The organism is Micromonospora sp. NPDC049201 (genome assembly GCF_055586805.1).
In genome coordinates this window covers 77670-96784 of the sequence record NZ_JBVJHM010000002.1, presented here as the reverse complement: position 1 = coordinate 96784, position 19115 = coordinate 77670, and the positions used below count along the sequence as shown (strand labels likewise).

At 73.7% G+C, this 19115-nt stretch carries 16 protein-coding genes; 11 read left to right on the top strand and 5 right to left on the bottom strand.

Going from position 1 to position 19115, the window contains the following annotated elements; genetic code table 11:
- Positions 1–190 precede the first annotated feature (190 nt).
- Positions 191–1417 (bottom strand): THUMP-like domain-containing protein, encoded by a 1227-nt coding sequence (locus ACZ6O5_RS04110; protein ID WP_465974391.1) that lies wholly within the window; start codon positions 1415–1417, stop codon positions 191–193.
- 255 nt (positions 1418–1672) lie between these two features.
- Here ACZ6O5_RS04110 and groES point away from each other — a divergent pair, with 255 nt between their 5' ends.
- The 3 genes from groES (at position 1673) to ACZ6O5_RS04095 (ending at position 5463) form a co-directional block, all read left to right on the top strand.
- Complete coding sequence (gene groES, locus ACZ6O5_RS04105) at positions 1673–1987, top strand: co-chaperone GroES (protein WP_088998427.1); 315 nt, start codon at positions 1673–1675, stop codon at positions 1985–1987.
- Between the two features lie 70 nt (positions 1988–2057).
- On the top strand, positions 2058–3710 hold the full coding sequence (groL, locus tag ACZ6O5_RS04100; RefSeq protein WP_465974390.1) for a chaperonin GroEL: 1653 nt from the start codon (positions 2058–2060) through the stop codon (positions 3708–3710).
- A gap of 148 nt (positions 3711–3858) precedes the next feature.
- Positions 3859–5463 carry a molybdopterin-dependent oxidoreductase gene (locus ACZ6O5_RS04095; protein WP_465974389.1) on the top strand — a complete coding sequence of 535 codons (1605 nt, stop codon included), beginning with the start codon at positions 3859–3861 and terminating at the stop codon, positions 5461–5463.
- Positions 5464–5762: 299 nt separating this feature from the next.
- Here the strand turns inward: ACZ6O5_RS04095 and ACZ6O5_RS04090 are convergent, their stop codons facing one another.
- The gene (locus tag ACZ6O5_RS04090; protein ID WP_107159053.1) at positions 5763–6146 is read right to left on the bottom strand and encodes a WhiB family transcriptional regulator; all 384 of its coding nucleotides are present in this window, start codon (positions 6144–6146) and stop codon (positions 5763–5765) included.
- Positions 6147–6397: 251 nt separating this feature from the next.
- Between ACZ6O5_RS04090 and ACZ6O5_RS04085 the strand changes: the two genes are divergently transcribed.
- Positions 6398–7204, top strand: coding sequence for a helix-turn-helix transcriptional regulator (locus tag ACZ6O5_RS04085; RefSeq protein WP_465974388.1), 807 nt, complete (start codon positions 6398–6400; stop codon positions 7202–7204).
- A 12-nt stretch (positions 7205–7216) separates the two neighbouring features.
- Here ACZ6O5_RS04085 and ACZ6O5_RS04080 read toward each other — a convergent pair whose 3' ends face one another.
- Entirely contained in the window at positions 7217–7621 is a 405-nt protein-coding gene (locus ACZ6O5_RS04080; RefSeq protein WP_281938005.1) for a DUF5319 domain-containing protein, read from the bottom strand.
- Between the two features lie 197 nt (positions 7622–7818).
- Between ACZ6O5_RS04080 and guaB the strand changes: the two genes are divergently transcribed.
- From guaB to ACZ6O5_RS04065, 3 genes are read left to right on the top strand one after another with little or no spacing between them, the layout of a single operon-like run.
- Entirely contained in the window at positions 7819–9381 is a 1563-nt protein-coding gene (gene guaB, locus ACZ6O5_RS04075) for an IMP dehydrogenase (protein ID WP_281938003.1), read from the top strand.
- 36 nt (positions 9382–9417) lie between these two features.
- Positions 9418–10536 carry a GuaB3 family IMP dehydrogenase-related protein gene (locus ACZ6O5_RS04070; protein ID WP_396769422.1) on the top strand — a complete coding sequence of 373 codons (1119 nt, stop codon included), beginning with the start codon at positions 9418–9420 and terminating at the stop codon, positions 10534–10536.
- A 26-nt stretch (positions 10537–10562) separates the two neighbouring features.
- Positions 10563–12017 (top strand): M1 family metallopeptidase, encoded by a 1455-nt coding sequence (locus ACZ6O5_RS04065; RefSeq protein WP_465974387.1) that lies wholly within the window; start codon positions 10563–10565, stop codon positions 12015–12017.
- A gap of 6 nt (positions 12018–12023) precedes the next feature.
- Here ACZ6O5_RS04065 and ACZ6O5_RS04060 read toward each other — a convergent pair whose 3' ends face one another.
- A complete protein-coding gene (locus ACZ6O5_RS04060) occupies positions 12024–13124 on the bottom strand; it encodes an LCP family protein (RefSeq protein ID WP_465974386.1) in 1101 nt (366 codons plus the stop codon).
- Positions 13125–13257: 133 nt separating this feature from the next.
- On the opposite strand from ACZ6O5_RS04060, the gene ACZ6O5_RS04055 reads away from it, so the two are divergent.
- Together ACZ6O5_RS04055 and guaA are read left to right on the top strand one after the other, a co-directional pair.
- Positions 13258–14940: an FAD-dependent oxidoreductase gene (locus ACZ6O5_RS04055; protein WP_465974385.1), complete on the top strand. Its 1683-nt coding sequence runs from the start codon at positions 13258–13260 to the stop codon at positions 14938–14940.
- A 119-nt stretch (positions 14941–15059) separates the two neighbouring features.
- A complete protein-coding gene (gene guaA / locus ACZ6O5_RS04050) occupies positions 15060–16616 on the top strand; it encodes a glutamine-hydrolyzing GMP synthase (RefSeq protein WP_107158871.1) in 1557 nt (518 codons plus the stop codon).
- Positions 16617–16623: 7 nt separating this feature from the next.
- Here guaA and ACZ6O5_RS04045 read toward each other — a convergent pair whose 3' ends face one another.
- The gene (locus ACZ6O5_RS04045) at positions 16624–16941 is read right to left on the bottom strand and encodes a PspC domain-containing protein (RefSeq protein ID WP_465974384.1); all 318 of its coding nucleotides are present in this window, start codon (positions 16939–16941) and stop codon (positions 16624–16626) included.
- Between the two features lie 144 nt (positions 16942–17085).
- Here ACZ6O5_RS04045 and ACZ6O5_RS04040 point away from each other — a divergent pair, with 144 nt between their 5' ends.
- Both ACZ6O5_RS04040 and ACZ6O5_RS04035 read left to right on the top strand, forming a co-directional pair.
- Entirely contained in the window at positions 17086–18033 is a 948-nt protein-coding gene (locus tag ACZ6O5_RS04040; protein ID WP_465974383.1) for an NUDIX hydrolase, read from the top strand.
- 85 nt (positions 18034–18118) lie between these two features.
- On the top strand, positions 18119–19057 hold the full coding sequence (locus ACZ6O5_RS04035) for an NUDIX hydrolase (protein ID WP_465974382.1): 939 nt from the start codon (positions 18119–18121) through the stop codon (positions 19055–19057).
- Positions 19058–19115: the final 58 nt, after the last annotated feature.

The following is a 19115-nucleotide window of genomic DNA, read 5'->3' as shown; positions in this document are numbered from 1 at the left end:
TCAGCCGGCCGCGATCGGGGCGGTCACGGCCCGGTCAGCGCCACCGGATCGGCCGGTGCGAGTTGCACCTGGAGGCCGCGGCGACCGGCCGAGACGTACTGGTCAGCAGCACGATCGCCGGAGTGCCCTGTCCCGCCGTGAGCGTCAAGCTAGCCCGACCGCCGCCCGTCGGCGAGCCGGAACGGGCCGCTCAGCCGGAGGCCGGGCGGCCGATCAGCACGGTGGGCGCGCCGGCCACCCGGGTCAGCACCAGGCTGGCCGCCTCGTCGCCGGCCAGGCGCAGGTCACGGCGCAGCTTCTCCGGCTCCAGCGCCGAACCCCGCTTCAGGATCTCCACCCGGCCGACCCGGCGCTCCCGCAGCAGGGCGCGCAGCCGCTTCAGCGAGAACGGCAGCACGTCGGCGATCTCCAGGCAGCGGGCGAACGGGGTGGGGTGTGCCGTGTCCGCGTACAGGTAGGCGATCGACGGGTCGGCGAGCGTGGCGTCCAGGTCGGCGGCCAGCTCCGCGACCAGGTGCGCGCGTACCACCGCCGAATCGGGGTCGTACAAGAACCGCCGCACCGCGCCCACCTCCGCCTCGTCGGCGCCGCTGCCGGTGAGGTGGTGAGAGGGGGCCCCGTCTCTACCGGAGGCGTTAGGAGGGGGCCCCTCCTTCTCCCGGAGCAGGGTGGCGCGGCGGGGGACGCCGGCCAGCGGGCCGCACCAGAGGGCGGCCTCCACCAGGTCGCCGTCGACGCTCACCCACTCCGCCTCGGCGCCGGCCGGGATCAGCGCGTGGTCCAGGCCGGGCGCCACCTTGACCACGGTGCGCGGCACGCGTGCGGCCAGCCCGGTGACGAAGTCCCACGGCGGCGAGTAGGCGTTCGGGTCGAAGATGCGCCGCCCGGTGCCGGCCCGCCGCCGCGCCGGGTCGCAGAACACCCCGTCGACCCGGGTCACGTCGAACGCGGTGGCGTCGCCGCACTCGACAGTGACCAGTCCGGCCAGCCCGGCGGCCTCGGCGTTCGCGGCGGCCATCGCGGCGGTGACCGGGTCGGCCTCCACCGCGTACACCCGGATGCCGGCGCGGGCCGCGGCGAGCGCGTCGGCGCCCAGCCCGCACCCGAGGTCGGCAAGCGTGGTCACGCCCGCGGCGCGCAGCCGGGCCGCCCGCCGGTCGGCGACCGCCCGGCGGGTGGCCTGCTCCAGCCCGGGGCGGGTGAGGAACATCCGGGCCGCCGCCGTGCCGAACTTGCCGACCGCCCGGCGGCGCAGCTCCGCCTGGGTCAGCGCCGCCGCCGCGAGCCCGCTCGGGATCCCGGCCGAGCGCAGCGCGGCGGCCGCCGCCAGCGGGTCGCCGCCGGCCACCCGCTCCGCCGCGGCGAGCGCGGCCGACCCCTCGGGGGTACGCAGCGCGGTGAGCTGGTCGAGATCCATCCGCCCATTCTCCCGACCCGCCCCGGAGGCGACACGACGGGCGACGCGCTGGCACTCTCCTTGACGGAGTGCTAGCCGAGGAATAACCTGCGATTAGCACTCTCACCCTGAGGGTGCCAACGCCCGGGCCCGGTGCCCGAGCGTTGAACGCCAGGCGGACCGGCACCCGCGACGACGGCCCCGCCCGGTGGCATGTGGCAGATTGACGCCGGTCGGCGTGTCGACCGGCAACGACACCAAGTACCCCAGGAGGGTATGCCCGTGACTACCGCGACCAAGGTTGCGATCAAGCCGCTCGAGGACCGCATCGTGGTGCAGGCGAACGAGGCCGAGACCACCACCGCCTCGGGCATCGTGATCCCCGACACCGCCAAGGAGAAGCCGCAGGAGGGCACCGTCCTCGCTGTCGGCCCGGGCCGGATCGACGACAAGGGCAACCGCGTGCCGGTCGACGTGAAGGTCGGCGACACCGTCCTCTACTCGAAGTACGGCGGCACCGAGGTCAAGTACGCCGGCGAGGAGTACCTGGTGCTCTCCGCCCGCGACGTCCTCGCGGTCATCGAGAAGTAAGCAACCGATCAGTGTCGTTGCCCCGGTCCGGCTCGCCGGGCCGGGGCAACGTCGCTTCGAAGGGATACTGATGGCAAAGATCCTGAGCTTCTCGGATGACGCCCGGCACCTGCTCGAGCACGGTGTCAACGCCCTCGCGAACGCGGTCAAGGTCACCCTCGGCCCGCGCGGGCGCAACGTCGTCCTGGACAAGAAGTTCGGTGCACCCACGATCACCAACGACGGCGTGACCATCGCCAAGGAGATCGAGCTCACCAACCCGTACGAGAACCTCGGTGCGCAGCTGGTCAAGGAGGTGGCGACCAAGACCAACGACATCGCCGGCGACGGGACCACCACCGCCACCGTGCTGGCCCAGGCCATGGTCCGGGAGGGCCTGCGCAACGTGGCCGCCGGCACCAACCCGACCGGCCTGAAGCGGGGCATCGACGCGGCGGCCGCCAAGGTCTCCGAGGCGCTGCTCGGCAAGGCCGTCGAGGTCGCCAGCAAGGAGTCGATCGCGCACGTCGCGACCATCTCCGCGCAGGACGCCACGATCGGCGAGCTGATCGCCGAGGCGATGGAGCGGGTCGGCCGCGACGGTGTGATCACCGTCGAGGAGGGCTCCGCGCTCACCACCGAGCTGGAGGTGACCGAGGGTCTCCAGTTCGACAAGGGCTTCATCTCGCCGAACTTCGTCACCGACGTGGAGGGGCAGGAGGCGGTCCTGGAGGACCCGTACATCCTGATCACCACGCAGAAGATCTCGGCCATCGAGGAGCTGCTGCCGCTGCTGGAGAAGGTCCTCCAGAACAGCAAGCCGCTGCTCATCATCGCCGAGGACGTCGAGGGTCAGGCGCTGTCCACGCTGGTGGTCAACGCCATCCGCAAGACCGTCAAGGTCTGCGCGGTGAAGGCCCCCGGGTTCGGCGACCGTCGCAAGGCGATGTTGCAGGACATGGCGATCCTGACCGGCGCCGAGCTGGTCGCCCCGGAGCTGGGCTACAAGCTCGACCAGGTCGGCCTGGAGGTGCTCGGCACCGCCCGCCGCGTCGTGGTCGACAAGGAGAACACCACCGTCGTCGACGGCGGCGGCCAGTCCGCCGAGGTCGCCGACCGGGTCGCCCAGATCCGCAAGGAGATCGAGGCCTCGGACTCCGAGTGGGACCGGGAGAAGCTGGCCGAGCGGCTGGCGAAGCTCTCCGGCGGCATCGCGGTGATCAAGGTCGGCGCGGCCACCGAGGTCGAGATGAAGGAGCGCAAGCACCGCATCGAGGACGCCATCGCCGCGACCAAGGCCGCGGTCGAGGAGGGTACGGTCCCGGGCGGCGGCGCCGCGCTGGCCCAGATCCTGCCGGTGCTCGACGACGACCTGGGCTTCACCGGTGAGGAGAAGGTCGGCGTCTCGATCGTGCGCAAGGCGCTCGTCGAGCCGCTGCGCTGGATCGCCCAGAACGCCGGCCACGACGGTTACGTGGTGGTGCAGAAGGTCGTCGGCCAGGAGTGGGGCCACGGCCTCGACGCCGCCACCGGCGAGTACGTCGACCTGGCCAAGTCCGGCATCCTCGACCCGGTGAAGGTGACCCGGAACGCGGTCTCCAACGCCGCGTCGATCGCCGGCCTGCTGCTCACCACCGAGGGTCTGGTCGTGGAGAAGCCGGCCGAGGCGGAGTCGGCCGCCGGCGGTGGCCACGGCCACGGCCACGGCCATGGCCACGGCCACCAGCACGGCCCGGGCTTCTGACCCGAGGAGTACGCCCGACGTCAGGGCACACCGCCGAGCCGGCGGTGTGCCCTGACGCCTGTTCGGGCCGCTGACGGCCCGGCCGTATCGCTTACGGAACGCTGACGGAATTGGCGGCCGGCCCGACCGGTCGACCAGACTGGGTCGGGTGAGCACGATCTCCCGCCGCCACGCGGCAGTGTCCGGTGTCGTCGCCGCCGTGGTGGCGCTCGGCGTCGCCGAGCCGGTGGCCGTCCTGACCGGTCCCCGGTCCGCCCCGCTGATCGCCGTCGGCGGCCTCGTGGTCGACCTGGTGCCCGAGCCGCTCAAGCAGTTCGCCATCGACGTCTTCGGCACGTACGACAAGATCGCCCTGCTGGTCGGGACGGCGCTGCTGCTGGCCGGTTTCGCGGCGCTGCTCGGCCTGGCGGCGGCCCGACGGCTGGTGGTCGGCCTGGCCGGCATCGCCGCGTTCGCCGTGCTCGGTGTCGTCGCCGCGCTGACCCGGGCCGGCGCGGACGGGTTCGACGCGCTGCCCGCCCTGGCCGGCGGCGCGCTCGGCGGGCTCACGCTCTGGGCCTTCGTGGCCGGCCCGCTGCGACCGGACCGCGGCCCGGCGGCCACCCTGCCGCAGTCTCCGGTGGCCGCCGCGCTCGCGCGTGAGGAGGACAACCCGGGCGGTTGGGAGCCGCTGGAGCGCGGGGACCTGGAGTCGCGGCGCCGGTTCCTGCGCGGCGCCGGCCTGCTGACCGGGGCCGCGGCGGTGGCCGGGCTGGGTGGGCACTGGCTCGCCGGGCGGCGGGGCGTCTCGGCCGCCCGGCAGGCGGTGACACTGCCCGCGCCGGCGGCGCCCGCCTCGCCGGTGCCGGCCGGCGCGGACCTGTCCCTGCCCCGGCTCGCCCCCTACGTCACGCCGAACCGGGAGTTCTACCGGATCGACACGGCGCTGGTGGTGCCGCAGGTGGACCCGGTCACCTGGAAGCTGCGCATCCACGGCCGGGTCCGTAACCCGATCGAGTTGAGCTTCGACGACCTGCTGGCCCGGCCGATGGTGGAGCGCTACGTGACGCTGGCCTGCGTCTCCAACGAGGTGGGCGGCGACCTGATCGGCAACGCCCGCTGGCTCGGCGTGCCGCTCAGGGAACTGCTGGACGAGGCAGACCCGGAGGAGGGCGCGGACCAGGTGGTCGGGCGCGCGGTCGACGGCTGGACCTGCGGCACCCCCACGTCGGTGTTGCGCGACGGCCGGGACGCGCTGCTCGCGGTCGGGATGAACGGCGAGCCGCTGCCGATCGAGCACGGCTTCCCGGTCCGCATGGTGGTGCCCGGCCTCTACGGGTACGTCTCGGCGTGCAAGTGGCTGACCGAGCTGGAGCTGACCAGCTTCGCCGACTTCGACGCGTACTGGGTGCCGCGCGGCTGGTCCGCCCAGGGCCCGGTCAAGACGCAGTCCCGGATCGACACGCCCCGCGCCCGCAGCCGTCCGGCCGCCGGCCCGGTGACGGTCGCCGGGGTGGCGTGGGCGCAGCACCGGGGCGTCCGCCGCGTCGAGGTACGCGTCGACGACGGCCCCTGGCGGGAGGCGACGCTGGCCCCGGCCGTGTCGTCGGACACCTGGGTCCAGTGGTCGTGGCGCTGGGACGCCACCCCGGGCGAGCACCGCCTCCAGGTGCGCGCCACCGACGCGGCCGGCGAGACGCAGCCGGAGCAGCGCAGCCCGGTGGCCCCGGACGGCGCGACCGGTTGGCACACCGTCCCGGTGACCGTCGGCTGAAACCGCTCGCCGCCGGGTCGCTGCGGGGACGCCGAGCAGCCGGCGTCTGCTCGCACTCGCCTTTCGAGCTGATAGCAGAAACGACTCACCCGACCGCCGGCCGGCGGCGGACAGCCGTCGCCTGGTTCCCGGTGGTCGGGGGCGGACTCGCTGCCCGCCTGAGTCGTTTCTGCCATCAGCTCGAAAGGCGTCGAAGAGGAACCTGTTCAGCGGGTCGGGCCGGGAGGTGGGGCGGCCGACACCACGACACGACGCCGCGCCCCGGAGGTGCGGGGCGCGGCGTCGAGGAAGTGCGCGGGTCAGGCGACCTTGCGCTGGTCCGGAACGGCGGTCTTGTGCGGGCGGCCGAGGCGGGCCTCGAGACGGGCGATGTCGACCCGGGCCTGCCGGCGGTCGGCCAGGTCCTCCCAGCCGAGGGCGAGCAGCCGCAGCCGCTCGGACTCGCTGAAGCCGCCCCAGACGCCGTACGGCTCGCGGACGGCGAGGGCGTGCGCGGCGCACTCGGCGCGCACCGGGCAGGCGCGGCAGACCGTCTTCGCGCCGGTCTCGCGGCGCTGGCGGGACGAGCCGCGCTCGCCGTCGGGGTGGAAGAACTGGGCGCTGTCGCGGCCCCGGCACGCGCCGAGCCGCTGCCAGTCCCAGAGGTCGACGATGGGTCCAGGCAGCCTACGTACGTTCGACATCAGCACCCCTCCTCCCGCGCGGCACCGCGGAGAATGTTGTGGCCAGCTACCGGGCGGCGGTCCGCGCGGGATGCCGGTTCCGGATGAAGCAGTCGGTACCCGAGCTGTCCCCGGCTCACACATCTGTGATCGAAAACCTCGGACACTCGGTGGCATATGCCCTATCTGTCGGAAAAGTTCGGATGATTGCTCGGAACCCCCTCCCGACCCGACCCGCACGTGGTCTGCTCTGAGTCGGAGAGGAGACCACAGTGCGAAGCGTTCTGATCTGCGTTCGGACCCCACTGGCAGCCCAGCATCTGACCTCCGCGGCAGCGCGGCTCGGGCTGGCCGGCGCCGTCCGGACGGCTGTCTCCGATCCCGAGGTGATGTTGCGGCTCGCCGAGCGTCCGGTCGACGTCGTGCTGGCCGACACCGCCCTGACCCGGCCGGACAGCGCCGGGTTCGTGCGGCGGGTGCTCGCCCGCGCCCCCCAGGCCGCGGTGCTGCTGCTCGGCGCCGAGGAGTCGGAGTCGGCGGCGGCCACCATCAGTGCCGGGGCGCGGGGCCTGATCCAGAACGCCGACCACGACCTGACCAGCGCGGTGGCCAAGGCGCTACTGCTGCTCTCCGCCCCGGGACGGGCGAACCGGCACCGGGTGGCCGACACCGCCCGGGACGCGGCGGCGGTCGGCGGGCCGACCCGGCCGGCGGCGCCGGGGCGTACCCCGGGGGGCCCGGGCTGGCCGGCGACGGACCCCGCGGGCCTGCCCACGATGGTGCCGGTCCAGCGTGGCGAGGACGCCAACGACCCGGCGGCCGAGGGGGCGGAGACGCCCCCGCCCGGCGCCGGCCAGCGCCCGGCACGGACCCCGCGCAGCGCGGTCGGGCTCACCGAGCGCGAGCTTCAGGTGCTGCTCGGCATGGCGGAGGGCAAGAGCAACGCGGAGATCGGGCGGGAGTTGTTCGTCTCCGAGGACACCGTCAAGACGCACGCCCGGCGGCTGTTCCGCAAGCTCGGCGCGCGGGACCGGGCGCACGCCGTGGCCGCCGGTTTTCGGGCCGGCCTGGTCGCCTGAGCCCGGCCGGGTTCACTCCGACGCGGCGTCGTCCGTGCCCTCGGTGAGCGTGTCGTGCACGCCGTCCGCGTAGCCGCGGGCGTAGTCCCAGCTCACGTAGTGGTCGGGGTCGGGGTCGTAGGCCGGCTCGTGCACCCGGGGACGCCCGGAGTTCAGCAGGTGGCGCAGGTTGCCCCGGAGCAGGTCCCAGTCGAAGTAGTGCGGCTCGCGGCAGTCCTCGCACTCGATCACCAGGCCGCGCACCCCGATCGGCTGGAGCAGGGCCTGGTAGATCTCCAGATCGGCCAGATCCTCCAGCACGTCCTGGCGCTCGACCTCGGTCAGCGGGTCGAGCGCGTCCTCCTCGCCGGAGTCGTGCAGGCCGGCAGCCGGATCGGCCGGGTCGCCGTTGAACGGGTCGATGGGCTCGTCGTGCACCCCCTCACCGTAGACCCCGCGCCGCCGGAAAGCCCGCCCCCCGTCCCGCTGTGGCCCGGCCTACCCCGGGCCCGCCGCTGCCCGGGGCGGACCGGGCCAATGGGTACGATGAGGCGACGCGCCGTCACACCGGTGCGCGCCGGCGTCCGCGCGCGCCGCCTCGCTGCAGCCCGTTCGACCAGCTCAGGGGAGCAATCGTGGAGAATTCGCCCAGCACCGAGAACCCGGCCGGCCCCGACGGCGGCGAGTTGGGCGGTCATCTGCCCGAGTTGCCGGCCGGTTCCGCCCGGGTGGTGCCGCTCGGGCTGACCTTCGACGACGTGCTCCTCCAGCCGGGCGAGTCGGACGTGGTGCCCAGCCGGGTGAACACCCGCACCCGGCTCACCCGCAACATCGAGCTGACCGTGCCGCTGCTCTCCAGCGCGATGGACACCGTCACCGAGGGCCGGATGGCGATCGCCATGGCCCGGCAGGGCGGCATCGGCGTGCTGCACCGCAACCTCTCCGTCGAGGACCAGGCGCTCCAGGTCGACCTGGTCAAGCGCTCCGAGTCCGGCATGATCACTAACCCGGTGACCGCCAGCCCGGACGACACGCTCCGCGACGTCGACGCGCTCTGCGGCCGTTACCGCATCTCCGGCGTGCCGGTGGTCGACGGGCAGGGCCAGCTCGTCGGCATCGTGACCAACCGCGACATGCGCTTCGTCTCCGACCCGGCCACGCCGGTCCGCGACATCATGACCCGCACCCCGCTGATCACCGCGCCGGTCGGCGTGAGCAAGGACGACGCGCTCGACCTGCTGCGCCGCCACAAGGTGGAGAAGCTGCCGATCGTGGACGGCACCGGCGCGTTGCGGGGCCTGATCACGGTCAAGGACTTCACCAAGAGCGAGCAGTACCCGAACGCCACCAAGGACGAGGCGGGCCGACTCCGGGTCGCCGCCGCGGTCGGCGTGGGCGAGGACGGCTACAAGCGGGCCCGCGCGCTCGTCGACGCCGGCGTCGACGTGGTCATCGTGGACACCGCGCACGGTCACCAGCGGGCCGTGCTGGAGATGGTCGCCCGGCTCAAGCGGGACGTGACCATCGACATCGTGGGCGGCAACATCGCCACGTACGCGGGCGCGAAGGCGCTCGTCGAGGCCGGCGCGGACGGCGTCAAGGTGGGCGTGGGGCCGGGCGCCATCTGCACCACCCGGATCGTGGCCGGGGTGGGCGTGCCGCAGGTCACCGCGATCATGGAGGCGGCCCGGGCCGCCCGGCCGGCCGGCGTGCCGGTGATCGGCGACGGCGGCATCCAGTATTCCGGCGACATCGCCAAGGCGCTGGTGGCCGGCGCCGACACGGTGATGCTCGGCAGCCTGCTGGCCGGCTGCGAGGAGAGCCCCGGCGAGCTGATCTTCATCAACGGCAAGCAGTACAAGGCGTACCGGGGGATGGGCTCGCTCGGCGCGATGCAGTCGCGCGGTCAGGGCAAGTCGTACTCCAAGGACCGCTACTTCCAGCAGGACGTGATGGCCGAGGACAAGCTGGTCCCCGAGGGCGTCGAGGGCCAGGTGCCCTACCGGGGCCCGCTCGCCCAGGTCGCCCACCAGCTCACCGGCGGCCTGCGCGCCGCCATGGGCTACGTGGGCGCCGAGAGCATCCCGGAGCTGCACCGGCGTGGCCAGCTCATCCGGATCACCGCGGCGGGGCTGAAGGAGAGCCACCCGCACGACATCCAGATGACCGTCGAGGCACCCAACTACCACTCCCGCTGACCTCTCCCTCCACCCCCGAACACACCTGGAGTCCCCATGCGTGACGTGGTCGAGATCGGGCTGGGCAAGACCGCGCAGCGCGGTTACCACCTGGACGACATCGCCATCGTGCCGAGCCGCCGCACCCGGGACGTCGACGACGTCTCCACCGCGTGGCAGCTCGACGCCTACCCGTTCGGCATCCCCTGCGTCGCGCACCCCTCGGACGCGACCATGAGCCCGGCCTCCGCGGTGCGCCTCGGCCAGCTGGGCGGCCTCGGTGTGCTCAACGTCGAGGGCCTCTGGACCCGCTACGAGAACCCGGCCAAGATCCTGGAGGAGCTGGCCGGCCTCGGCGAGGACGCCCGGGCCACCAAGCGGCTCCAGGAGGTCTACGCCGAGCCGATCCGCCCCGACCTGATCGCCGAGCGGGTCCGCGAGCTGCGCGAGGGCGGCGGCACGGTGGCCGTCCGGGTCTCGCCGCAGCACACCCTGGCGCTGGCCCCGGTGATCCTGGACGCCGGCGTGGACATCCTGGTCATCCAGGGCACCCTGGTCTCCGCCGAGCACGTCTCCACCACCGACGAGCCGCTGAACCTCAAGGAGTTCATCGCCGACCTCGACCTGCCGGTCATCGTCGGTGGCTGCACCGACTACAAGACCGCGCTGCACCTGATGCGTACCGGCGCGGCCGGCGTGATCGTGGGCATCGGCGGCGACGACTGGTCGACCACCGAGTCGGTGCTCGGCATCCGGGTGCCGATGGCCACCGCGATCGCCGACGCCGCCGCGGCCCGCCGGGACTACCTGGACGAGACCGGTGGCCGGTACGTCCACCTGATTGCCGACGGCGACATGCAGACCTCCGGCGACATCGCCAAGGCGCTCGGCTGCGGCGCGGACGCGGTGATGCTCGGCGAGCCGCTCTCGCTCTGCGAGGAGGCCCCGGCCGGCGGCGCCTGGTGGCACTCGGCGGCCAGCCACCCGTCGCTGCCCCGGGGCGCGTTCGAGGTGGCCGGCGAGCCGATCGGCTCGATGGAGCGGCTGCTGTTCGGCCCGGCCGACGAGCCGGACGGGCAGCTCAACCTCTTCGGCGGCCTGCGCCGCGCGATGGCGAAGTGCGGCTACCGCGACCTCAAGGAGTTCCAGAAGGTCGGCCTGGTCCTGGACCGCTGAGCAGGCATTCGAAAGGGATCGGGACGATGACGCGGCGCCGCGGACGACGAGGTTTCGGGCTGCTGGCCTGCGGGACGCTGCTGCTGGCCGGCTGCGGACCCACCGAACCGGACCGGGGCGCCGCGACGACCGCGCCCGGTCCCACGGCCGCCCGGAGCTTCGCGCCCGGCGCGGCCGGCGTCGGCGACAGCTACTTCCCGAGCTACGGCAACGGCGGCTACGACGTCGCGAACTACGCCATCAAGGTGCGCTACGACCCGGAGACGGACAAGCTCACCGGGACCACCACGGTGCGGGCCACCGCGACCGCCGACCTGTCCGCGTTCAACCTGGACCTGGCCGGGCTGACCGTCCGCTCGGTCACCGTGGACGGCGCCGCCGCCCGGCACGCCCGCACCGACGACGAACTGGTCGTCACGCCGGCCACCGGGCTCACCACCGGCAACGGCTTCGTCACCGAGATCCGGTACGACGGCAAGCCGACGCCGCTGCGTACCGAGGCGCTCGGCGAGGGCGGTTGGTTGCACACCGCCGACGGGGCGATCGCGCTCGGCCAGCCGGAGTCGGCGAGCACCTGGTTCCCGGTCAACGACCACCCGTCGGACAAGGCCACCTACGACGTCGAGATCACCGTGCCGAAGGGGCTGACGGCGGTCGGCAACGGCGTGCCGAAGGGGAGGTCGACGGCCGGCGACTGGACCACCTGGCGCTGGTCGGAGGCCTCGCCGATGGCCAGTTACCTGACCACCGTGGCGATCGGGAAGTTCCGGGTCACCACCGCCGAGCACAAGGGCCGGCCGGTCTTCAGCGCGGTCACCACGCAGTTGCCCGAGGGCGCGCCGGACCGCTCGATCGCCCGTACCGTCGAGGTCGCCGACTACCTGGAGAGCCTGTTCGGGCCGTACCCGTTCGACGCGTACGGGGGTGTGGTGGTCGCCGACTCCCGGATCCGGTACGCGCTGGAGACGCAGAGCCGGCCGGTCTACTCGGCCGGCTTCTTCCGGCAGGGCGACAACACCGAGGTGGTGGCGCACGAACTGGCCCACCAGTGGTACGGCGACAGCGTCTCCATCCAGCGCTGGCAGGACATCTGGCTCAACGAGGGCCTGGCCACGTACGCCGAGTGGCTCTGGGTCGAGCACAGCGGGTCCTCGACCGTGCAGCGGACGTTCGAGCAGAAGTACGCGGGCGCCTCCGCCCAGGTGTGGCGGACGCCGCCGGGCCGGCCGGGGGTGGAGAACCTGTTCGGCGGCTCGGTCTACGACCGGGGTGCGATGACCGTGCACGCGCTGCGGATCGCGGTGGGCGACACGAAGTTCTTCAGCATCCTGCGGACCTGGGCGGCCGAGCGGAAGAACGGCAACGCCACCACCGCGGACTTCGTGGCGCTGGCGGAGCGGGTGGCCGGGAAGCAGCTCGACAAGGTGTTCGACCCGTGGCTGTTCGGCACCGAGCGCCCGCCGCTGCCGAAAGCCAGGTGAGGCGCGTCAGGTCTGGACGCGCAGCGACGGGTGGGCGGCCAGGAACGCGTCGGCCTTGCCACCGCGCAACGCGGTGAGGAAGTCGCGGCCCAGCGGCTGGAGTTGCTCGCCGCGGTACGCGCCGCCGCTGCCCACCCCGGTGCCGGGGAGCCCGACCAGCGTGATCCGGTCCGTCGGCATCCCGCCCAGCGCGTACGCGAAGTCGACAAGCTTCCGGCCGCCGCCGACGTACACCAGGGTTTTGCCGAGCGCGGCGACGACCTGCTCGACCCGCTGCGGGTCGCGGGCCGTGCCCTGGTCGAGGAGCTTGCCGGCGAGCGCGCGGAGCAGTTGCTGCTGGTGCCGCTGCCGGGTGTAGTCGCCACCGGCGGTGTAGCGCTGCCGCGCGTAGTCGAGCGCCTGCCAGCCGACCAGGTGCCGCTGGCCCTTCTGGTAGACCATCTGCGGCCCGGTGTACCCGCCGCCGCCCAGCGGGCGCATCTTCCCGTCCGGCCGGCGGTGCCGGGAGGCGACCTTCTGGTCGACGTAGAGGTCGACGCCACCGAGCGTGTCCACCAACTTGTCGAAGCCGCCGAACGTGATCACCGCGCCGGCGTCGATGCGCAGCCCGGTGTAGCGGGCGACCGTGGCCCGCAGCAGGTCGTACCCCTGGGCGGTGCTGGGGTGGGCCTTGTCGCCGGGCACCCGGCTGCCGTAGCTCATCGCATGGGTGAGCTTGGTCTTCCCGCCCGGGTAGCGGGCCTTCGGGTAGGCGGGGATGTCGACCACCAGGTCGCGGGGGAGCGAGAACAGGTACGCCCGGTCCAGCCCGGCGGGCACGTGCAGCACCAGCACGGCGTCGGCGTGCGGCTCCCAGCCGGGGATGCTGACCCGGGTGTCCACGCCGACGAGCATCAGGTTGAGCGGGCCGGTCAGGTCGGCGCCGGGCGGCGGGGTGGGGCTGGCGGTGGTCGGCGCCGGCGTGGGCGTGCCGGGCGGCGAGGTGGCCGGCGCGGCGGCCGGGGTCGGCGTGTGGTGCCCGGTCAGTCGGGTGGCCGCCACCGCCCCACCGGCGACCAGCAATGCCGCCACCAGGGCGACCAGGCCCAGCAGGCGTCGTCTCGTCACGCGTTCTTTCCTCTCCCCGTGTGTTCGACGCCTCCGGGGGCGCCGACGGTTGCACCGGCGGCCGGAAGCGCTCTGCATGATCTGCGAAAAACGCGTGCTGGCGCCATAGCTACCCGTCGGTAATGATGCCTTCATGCGCTACGACGTGGTCGTCATCGGTTCGGGTTTCGGCGGCAGCGTCACCGCGCTGCGGCTGGCCGAGAAGGGCTACTCGGTGGGCGTCCTGGAGGCCGGCCGCCGCTTCGCCGACGAGGAGTTCCCGCGTACGTCCTGGCAGGCGCGACGCTTCCTGTGGGCGCCGCGACTCGGCTGCTTCGGGCTGCAACGGATCACGCTGCTCCGTTCCGCCGACCGGAAGGCCGGCGGCGGCGTGCTGGTGCTCTCCGGCGCCGGGGTGGGCGGCGGCTCGCTGGTCTACGCGAACACGCTCTACGAGCCGCTGGACGCGTTCTACGCCGACCCGCAGTGGCGGGACATCACCGACTGGCGCGACGAGTTGGCCCGCCACTACGACCAGGCGAAGCGGATGCTCGGCGTGACCACGTACCCGATCGACACCGGCGCGGACCGGGCCATGCGGGCGGTGGCCGAGCGGATGGGCGTGGCGCACACGTTCCACCCGACGCCGGTCGGCGTGCACATCGGCCGCCCGGGCCAGCGGGTGCCCGACCCGTACTTCGGTGGGGTGGGGCCGGAGCGCACCGGGTGCAGCCACTGCGGGGCGTGCATGACCGGCTGCCGGCACGGCGCGAAGAACACGCTTGTCAAGAACTACCTCTGGCTGGCCGAGCGGCTCGGCGTGCAGGTCCACCCGCTGACCACGGTGACCGCGGTACGCCCCGACCCGGCCGGCGGCTACGCGGTGCACACCGCGCGTACCGGGGCCTGGCTGCGCAAGCGCCGCGCGGTGATCCACGCCGACCAGGTGGTCTTCGCGGCCGGCGCGCTCGGCACCCAGCGGCTGCTGCACGAGATGAAGGCGACCGGCGCGCTGCCGGCGCTCTCGCCCCGGCTGGGCGAGCTGACCCGGACCAACTCGGAGGCGATCCTCGGCGCCTCGGTAAGTTCGGGCGCGGCCCGGCGGCGCGGTCTGGACTTCTCGGCGGGGGTGGCGATCACCAGCTCGTTCCACCCCGATCCGCAGACCCACATCGAGCCGGTCCGTTACGGCAAGGGCTCCAACGCGATGGGCCTGCTCCAGTCGCTGCTGGTCGACGGCGGTCCGCACCGGGTCCGGCGGTGGCTGGGCAGCATCGTCCGGCAGCCGGGGCTGGCGGCCCGGATGCTGTCCGTCCGCGGCTGGTCCGAGCGGACCGTGATCGCGCTTGTCATGCAGTCGGTCGACAACTCGCTCACCACCCGCTGGCGGGGCCGCCGGCTGGTCAGCGGCCCGGGTCACGGCGCGGCCAACCCGACCTGGATCCCGGCCGGCAACGAGGCGGTCCGGCTGCTCGCCGAGGAGATCGACGGCACGCCCGGCGGCGCGGTGACCGAGCCGTTCAACATCCCGATGACCGCCCACATCCTCGGCGGCGCGGTGATCGGCGCCACCCCGGCCGACGGCGTCGTGGACCCCTGGCACCGGGTGTACGGCCATCCGGGGCTGCACGTGGTGGACGGCGCGGCGGTCTCGGCGAACCTGGGCGTCAACCCGTCGCTGACGATCACCGCGCAGGCGGAGCGGGCCATGTCGTTCTGGCCCAACAAGGGCGACCCGGACCCCCGCCCCGCCCCCGGTTCCCCGTACACCCGCACACCCCCCGTCCCCCCGCGCACCCCCGCCGTCCCCCCGCACGCCCCCGCCGCGTTGCGGTGAAAGGAGGGGCCCCTTCTTAACGCCTCCGGTAGAGGCGGGGCCCCTTCTTAACACCCGTCGAGCGACGCACCGCCGGGGCGCGTCCGCGCGGCCGGTGACTGTCGGTAGGCTTTGCGCACATGAGCACGCCTCGCCCCGTCCTCGTGGTGGACTTCGGAGCCCAGTACGCCCAGCTCATCGCGCGCCGCGTCCGCGAGGCGAAGGTCTACTCGGAGATCGTCCCGCATTCCATGCCGGTGTCCGAGATGCTGGCGAAGAACCCGGCCGCGATCATCCTGTCCGGCGGCCCGTCCAGCGTCTACGCCCCGGGCGCCCCGCAGATCGACGCCGGGATGTTCGACACCGACGTGCCGGTCTTCGGCATCTGCTACGGCTTCCAGGCGATGGCCCAGGCGCTCGGCGGCACTGTCTCGCGCACCGGCAACCGGGAGTACGGCGGCACCCCGCTGCGCCCGCGCCTGACCGAGCCCGGTGTGCTGCTCCGCGACCTGCCGGCCGACCTGCCGGTGTGGATGAGCCACGGCGACTGCGTGACCGAGGCGCCGGCCGGCTTCACGGTGACCGCCGAGTCGGCGGGCGCCCCGGTGGCCGCGTTCGAGGACCTGGCCGGTCGCCGGGCCGGCGTGCAGTTCCACCCCGAGGTGGGGCACACCGCGCACGGGCAGGAGATGCTGACCCGCTTCCTGTACGACATCGCCGGCGTGGCCCCGACCTGGACGCCGGAGAACATCATCGACGAGCAGGTCGCCCGGATCCGCGAGCAGGTCGGTGACAAGGAGGTCATCTGTGGCCTGTCCGGCGGGGTCGACTCGGCGGTCGCGGCGGCGCTCGTGCACCGGGCCGTGGGCGACCAGCTCACCTGCGTCTTCGTCGACCACGGGCTGCTGCGGGCCGGCGAGGCCGAGCAGGTGGAGAAGGACTACGTGGCGGCGACCGGGATCAGGCTCAAGGTGGTCGACGCGCGGGAGCGGTTCCTCGGCGCGCTCGCCGGGGTGACCGATCCGGAACAGAAGCGGAAGATCATCGGCCGCGAGTTCATCCGGGTGTTCGAGGCCGCCGCCCGGGAGATCGCCGCCCACGGTGACGTGGAGTTCCTCGTGCAGGGCACGCTCTACCCGGACGTGGTGGAGTCCGGCGGCGGCACCGGCACCGCCAACATCAAGAGCCACCACAACGTCGGCGGCCTGCCCGAGGACCTGAAGTTCTCCCTGGTCGAGCCGCTGCGCACGCTGTTCAAGGACGAGGTCCGCACGATCGGCCTGGAGCTGGGCCTGCCCGAGGCGATGGTCTGGCGGCACCCGTTCCCCGGCCCGGGCCTGGCCATCCGGATCATCGGCGCGGTCGACGAGGAGCGCCTCGCCGTGCTCCGCAAGGCCGACCTGATCGCCCGGCAGGAGCTGACCGCCGCCGGCCTGGACCGGGGCGTCTGGCAGTTCCCGGTGGTGCTGCTGGCCGACGTGCGCAGCGTCGGCGTGCAGGGCGACGGACGCACCTACGGGCATCCGGTGGTGCTGCGCCCGGTCTCCAGCGAGGACGCGATGACCGCCGACTGGTCCCGGCTGCCCTACGAGGTGGTGGCCCGGATCTCCACCCGGATCACCAACGAGGTCGCCGAGGTCAACCGCGTGGTGCTGGACGTGACCAGCAAGCCGCCGGGCACCATCGAGTGGGAGTGACGCCGGGTCAGGCGGCGGGCGGCGGCCCGGCCTGCGGCCCCGGCCCGGCCGGCGGGACCGGCGGCCAGCCGGGCGCGGTGCCCGGCGGGTGCGGCCAGGCGGGCGCGCCGGCCGGCTCCTCCGGCATCAGGAACCACATGATCGGGTACGCGAGCGCGGCCAGCCCGCCGGTGAGCACGGTGGTGACCGCGAAGGCCACCCGGACCAGCGTGGGGTCGACGGCGAAGTAGCGACCGAGGCCGCTGGCCACGCCGGCGATCATGCGGTCGCTGACCGGCCGGCGGAGCTGCTTGTACGGGGGCTGGAAGGGGTTCGTGGACGTCATGGGTCCACGGTTGCGCGGCGGACGGTGGGCGACCTCGGTGACCGCCCGGACACCTACCCTGACCTGTCCCTGAGGCGCCAGCAGAGAGTCAGGAATCTGACTCTTTTCGATGGAGGTAACGGCCGCCGGGGAGAATTTGCTCCCGTGACCACCTCGCTGGAGCCGCTGCGCAGGATCGCGGCATACGCAGTTTGTGCTGATTCGAACGGCCGAGTGTTGCTGGTCCGCGCATCGGAGCGCTCCGGCACCCCCGGCACCTGGTCGCTCCCCGGAGGGGCGGTCGACCACGGTGAGGACCCCAAGCACACAGTCGTCCGGGAGACCGCGACCGAGACCGGGCTCTCCGTCGCCGTCGCCGGCCTCCAGGACGTGCTGGCCGACATGCGGGCGTTGCCCGAGCGGCACATCACGATCCACACCGACCGCCTGCTCTACACCGTGTCGGTGCGGGGCGGGACGCTCACCGAGCGGGTCGACCGCCCCACCGACCTGGCCCGCTGGTTCACCCTCGACGAGGCCCGCGGGCTGCCGCTGCGGTCGTTCACCGCGCGTGCCCTGGGGCTGCCCACCTCCTCGCACGACGTGGTGCCGGAGGAGGTCCCCGAGTTCCCCTCGTTCTACGCCGTCCCCGGCCCGGACGGGCTGCACCGGGCGCAGCGCTTCGCCGCGTACGCGGTGGTGACCGACCCGGAGGAGCGGGTGCTGCTGACCCGTGTCTCCGACGGCTATCCGGGCGCCGGCTGCTGGCACCTGCCCGGCGGCGGCACCGACTACGGCGAGCAGCCCGCCGCGGCGCTGATCCGGGAGCTGGTCGAGGAGACCGGGCAGACCGGTCGCCTGGTCGAGCTGCTCGGAGTGGCCAGCCACCGGGACGCCGCCTCGCTCGGCCCGGAGGGCTACCCGATCGACTGGCACGGCGTCCGCGCCTTCTACCGGGTGGTCGTGGACAAGCCCGCCCCGCCCACCGTGGCGGACGTCGGCGGTTCCACGTGCGAGGCCCGCTGGTTCCGGCGCGAGGAACTCGGCGCCCTCCCCACCGACCGCCTCACCGAGGTCACCGCCGAAGCCGTCCAGGCCGCCCACCTGCTCTGACCCCACCCACCCCACCCACCGCCCTCCCGCTTCGGTGATCATGAGGTTGCTGGGACGAAATGTCCGTCCCGGGGCCGCTAACCTCATGATCGACGCTGGAACGGGCCGGGAGGGGTGCGGGGTGGAGCGGTGGCGGCGGGTGGGGGCGTACGGGGTTCTCCGGGACAAGGCGGGGCGGGTGCTGCTCGCGCGGGGGGCGGCCGGGGGCCCGTACCCGGGGGTGTGGCAGTTGCCCGGCGGTGCGGTCGAGCACGCCGAGCACCCGGCCGACGCCGTGGTACGCGGGTTCGCCGCGGAGACCGGGCTGACCGTGGCGGTCGGCGCGGTCCGCGCCGCGGTCGCCGACGTGGCCCTCTCCCACGCCGACGCGGTGGCGGTGCACACCGACCGGCTGGTCTTCGAGGTCGAGGCCCGGGGCGGAGGGCCGCGGCCCGAGCCGGCCGGCGGCAGCGACGGGCTGGGCTGGTTCACCCCGGACGAGGCCGCGGACCGGCTGCTGATGCCGTTCACCGCCGAACTGCTCGGCCTGCCCGTGTCGCCGCTGCCGGCCGACCTGCCCCGGGCGCTGCCGGCCGCGCCGGCCACCGACCGCCGGCAGCGTTTCGCCGCGTACGGGCTGGTCACCGACCCGGACGACCGGGTGCTGCTCACCATGATCGCCCCCGGCTATCCGGGCGCCGGCAAGTGGCACCTGCCCGGCGGCGGCACCGACCACGGCGAGCAGCCGGCTGCCGGGCTGCTCCGTGAGCTGGTCGAGGAGGCCGGTCAACTGGGCCGCGTGGTCGAGTTGCTGGCGGTGGACAACCTGCACACGCCCGCCGCGCTCGGCCCGGAGGGCCGCCCGCTGGACTGGCACGGCATCCGGGTGATCTACCGGGTCCGGGTGGACGCGCCGACCGAGGCGGTGGTCACCGAACTGGCCGGCGGTTCCACCGCCCGGGCCGCCTGGTTCACCCGACCGCAGGTGGCCGGTCTGTCGATGACCGAGGTGGCGGTCCGGGCCACCCGGCGCGGAGTGAGCTGAACCGCTCACCGAGCCGCCCTGGGCCACCTCCGGTACAGTCAGGAAGAGGGATGACGGA

Excerpts from the sequence above, each read along its gene's own strand:
- ACZ6O5_RS04110 (WP_465974391.1), bottom strand. The coding sequence starts at position 1,417 with ATGGATCTCGACCAGCTCACCGCGCTGCGTACCCCCGAGGGGTCGGCC.
- groES (WP_088998427.1), top strand. The coding sequence starts at position 1,673 with ATGCCCGTGACTACCGCGACCAAGGTTGCGATCAAGCCGCTCGAGGAC.
- groL (WP_465974390.1), top strand. The coding sequence starts at position 2,058 with ATGGCAAAGATCCTGAGCTTCTCGGATGACGCCCGGCACCTGCTCGAG.
- ACZ6O5_RS04090 (WP_107159053.1), bottom strand. The coding sequence starts at position 6,146 with ATGTCGAACGTACGTAGGCTGCCTGGACCCATCGTCGACCTCTGGGAC.
- ACZ6O5_RS04070 (WP_396769422.1), top strand. The coding sequence starts at position 9,418 with ATGCGTGACGTGGTCGAGATCGGGCTGGGCAAGACCGCGCAGCGCGGT.
- ACZ6O5_RS04065 (WP_465974387.1), top strand. The coding sequence starts at position 10,563 with ATGACGCGGCGCCGCGGACGACGAGGTTTCGGGCTGCTGGCCTGCGGG.
- ACZ6O5_RS04055 (WP_465974385.1), top strand. The coding sequence starts at position 13,258 with ATGCGCTACGACGTGGTCGTCATCGGTTCGGGTTTCGGCGGCAGCGTC.
- guaA (WP_107158871.1), top strand. The coding sequence starts at position 15,060 with ATGAGCACGCCTCGCCCCGTCCTCGTGGTGGACTTCGGAGCCCAGTAC.
- ACZ6O5_RS04045 (WP_465974384.1), bottom strand. The coding sequence starts at position 16,941 with ATGACGTCCACGAACCCCTTCCAGCCCCCGTACAAGCAGCTCCGCCGG.
- ACZ6O5_RS04035 (WP_465974382.1), top strand. The coding sequence starts at position 18,119 with ATGATCGACGCTGGAACGGGCCGGGAGGGGTGCGGGGTGGAGCGGTGG.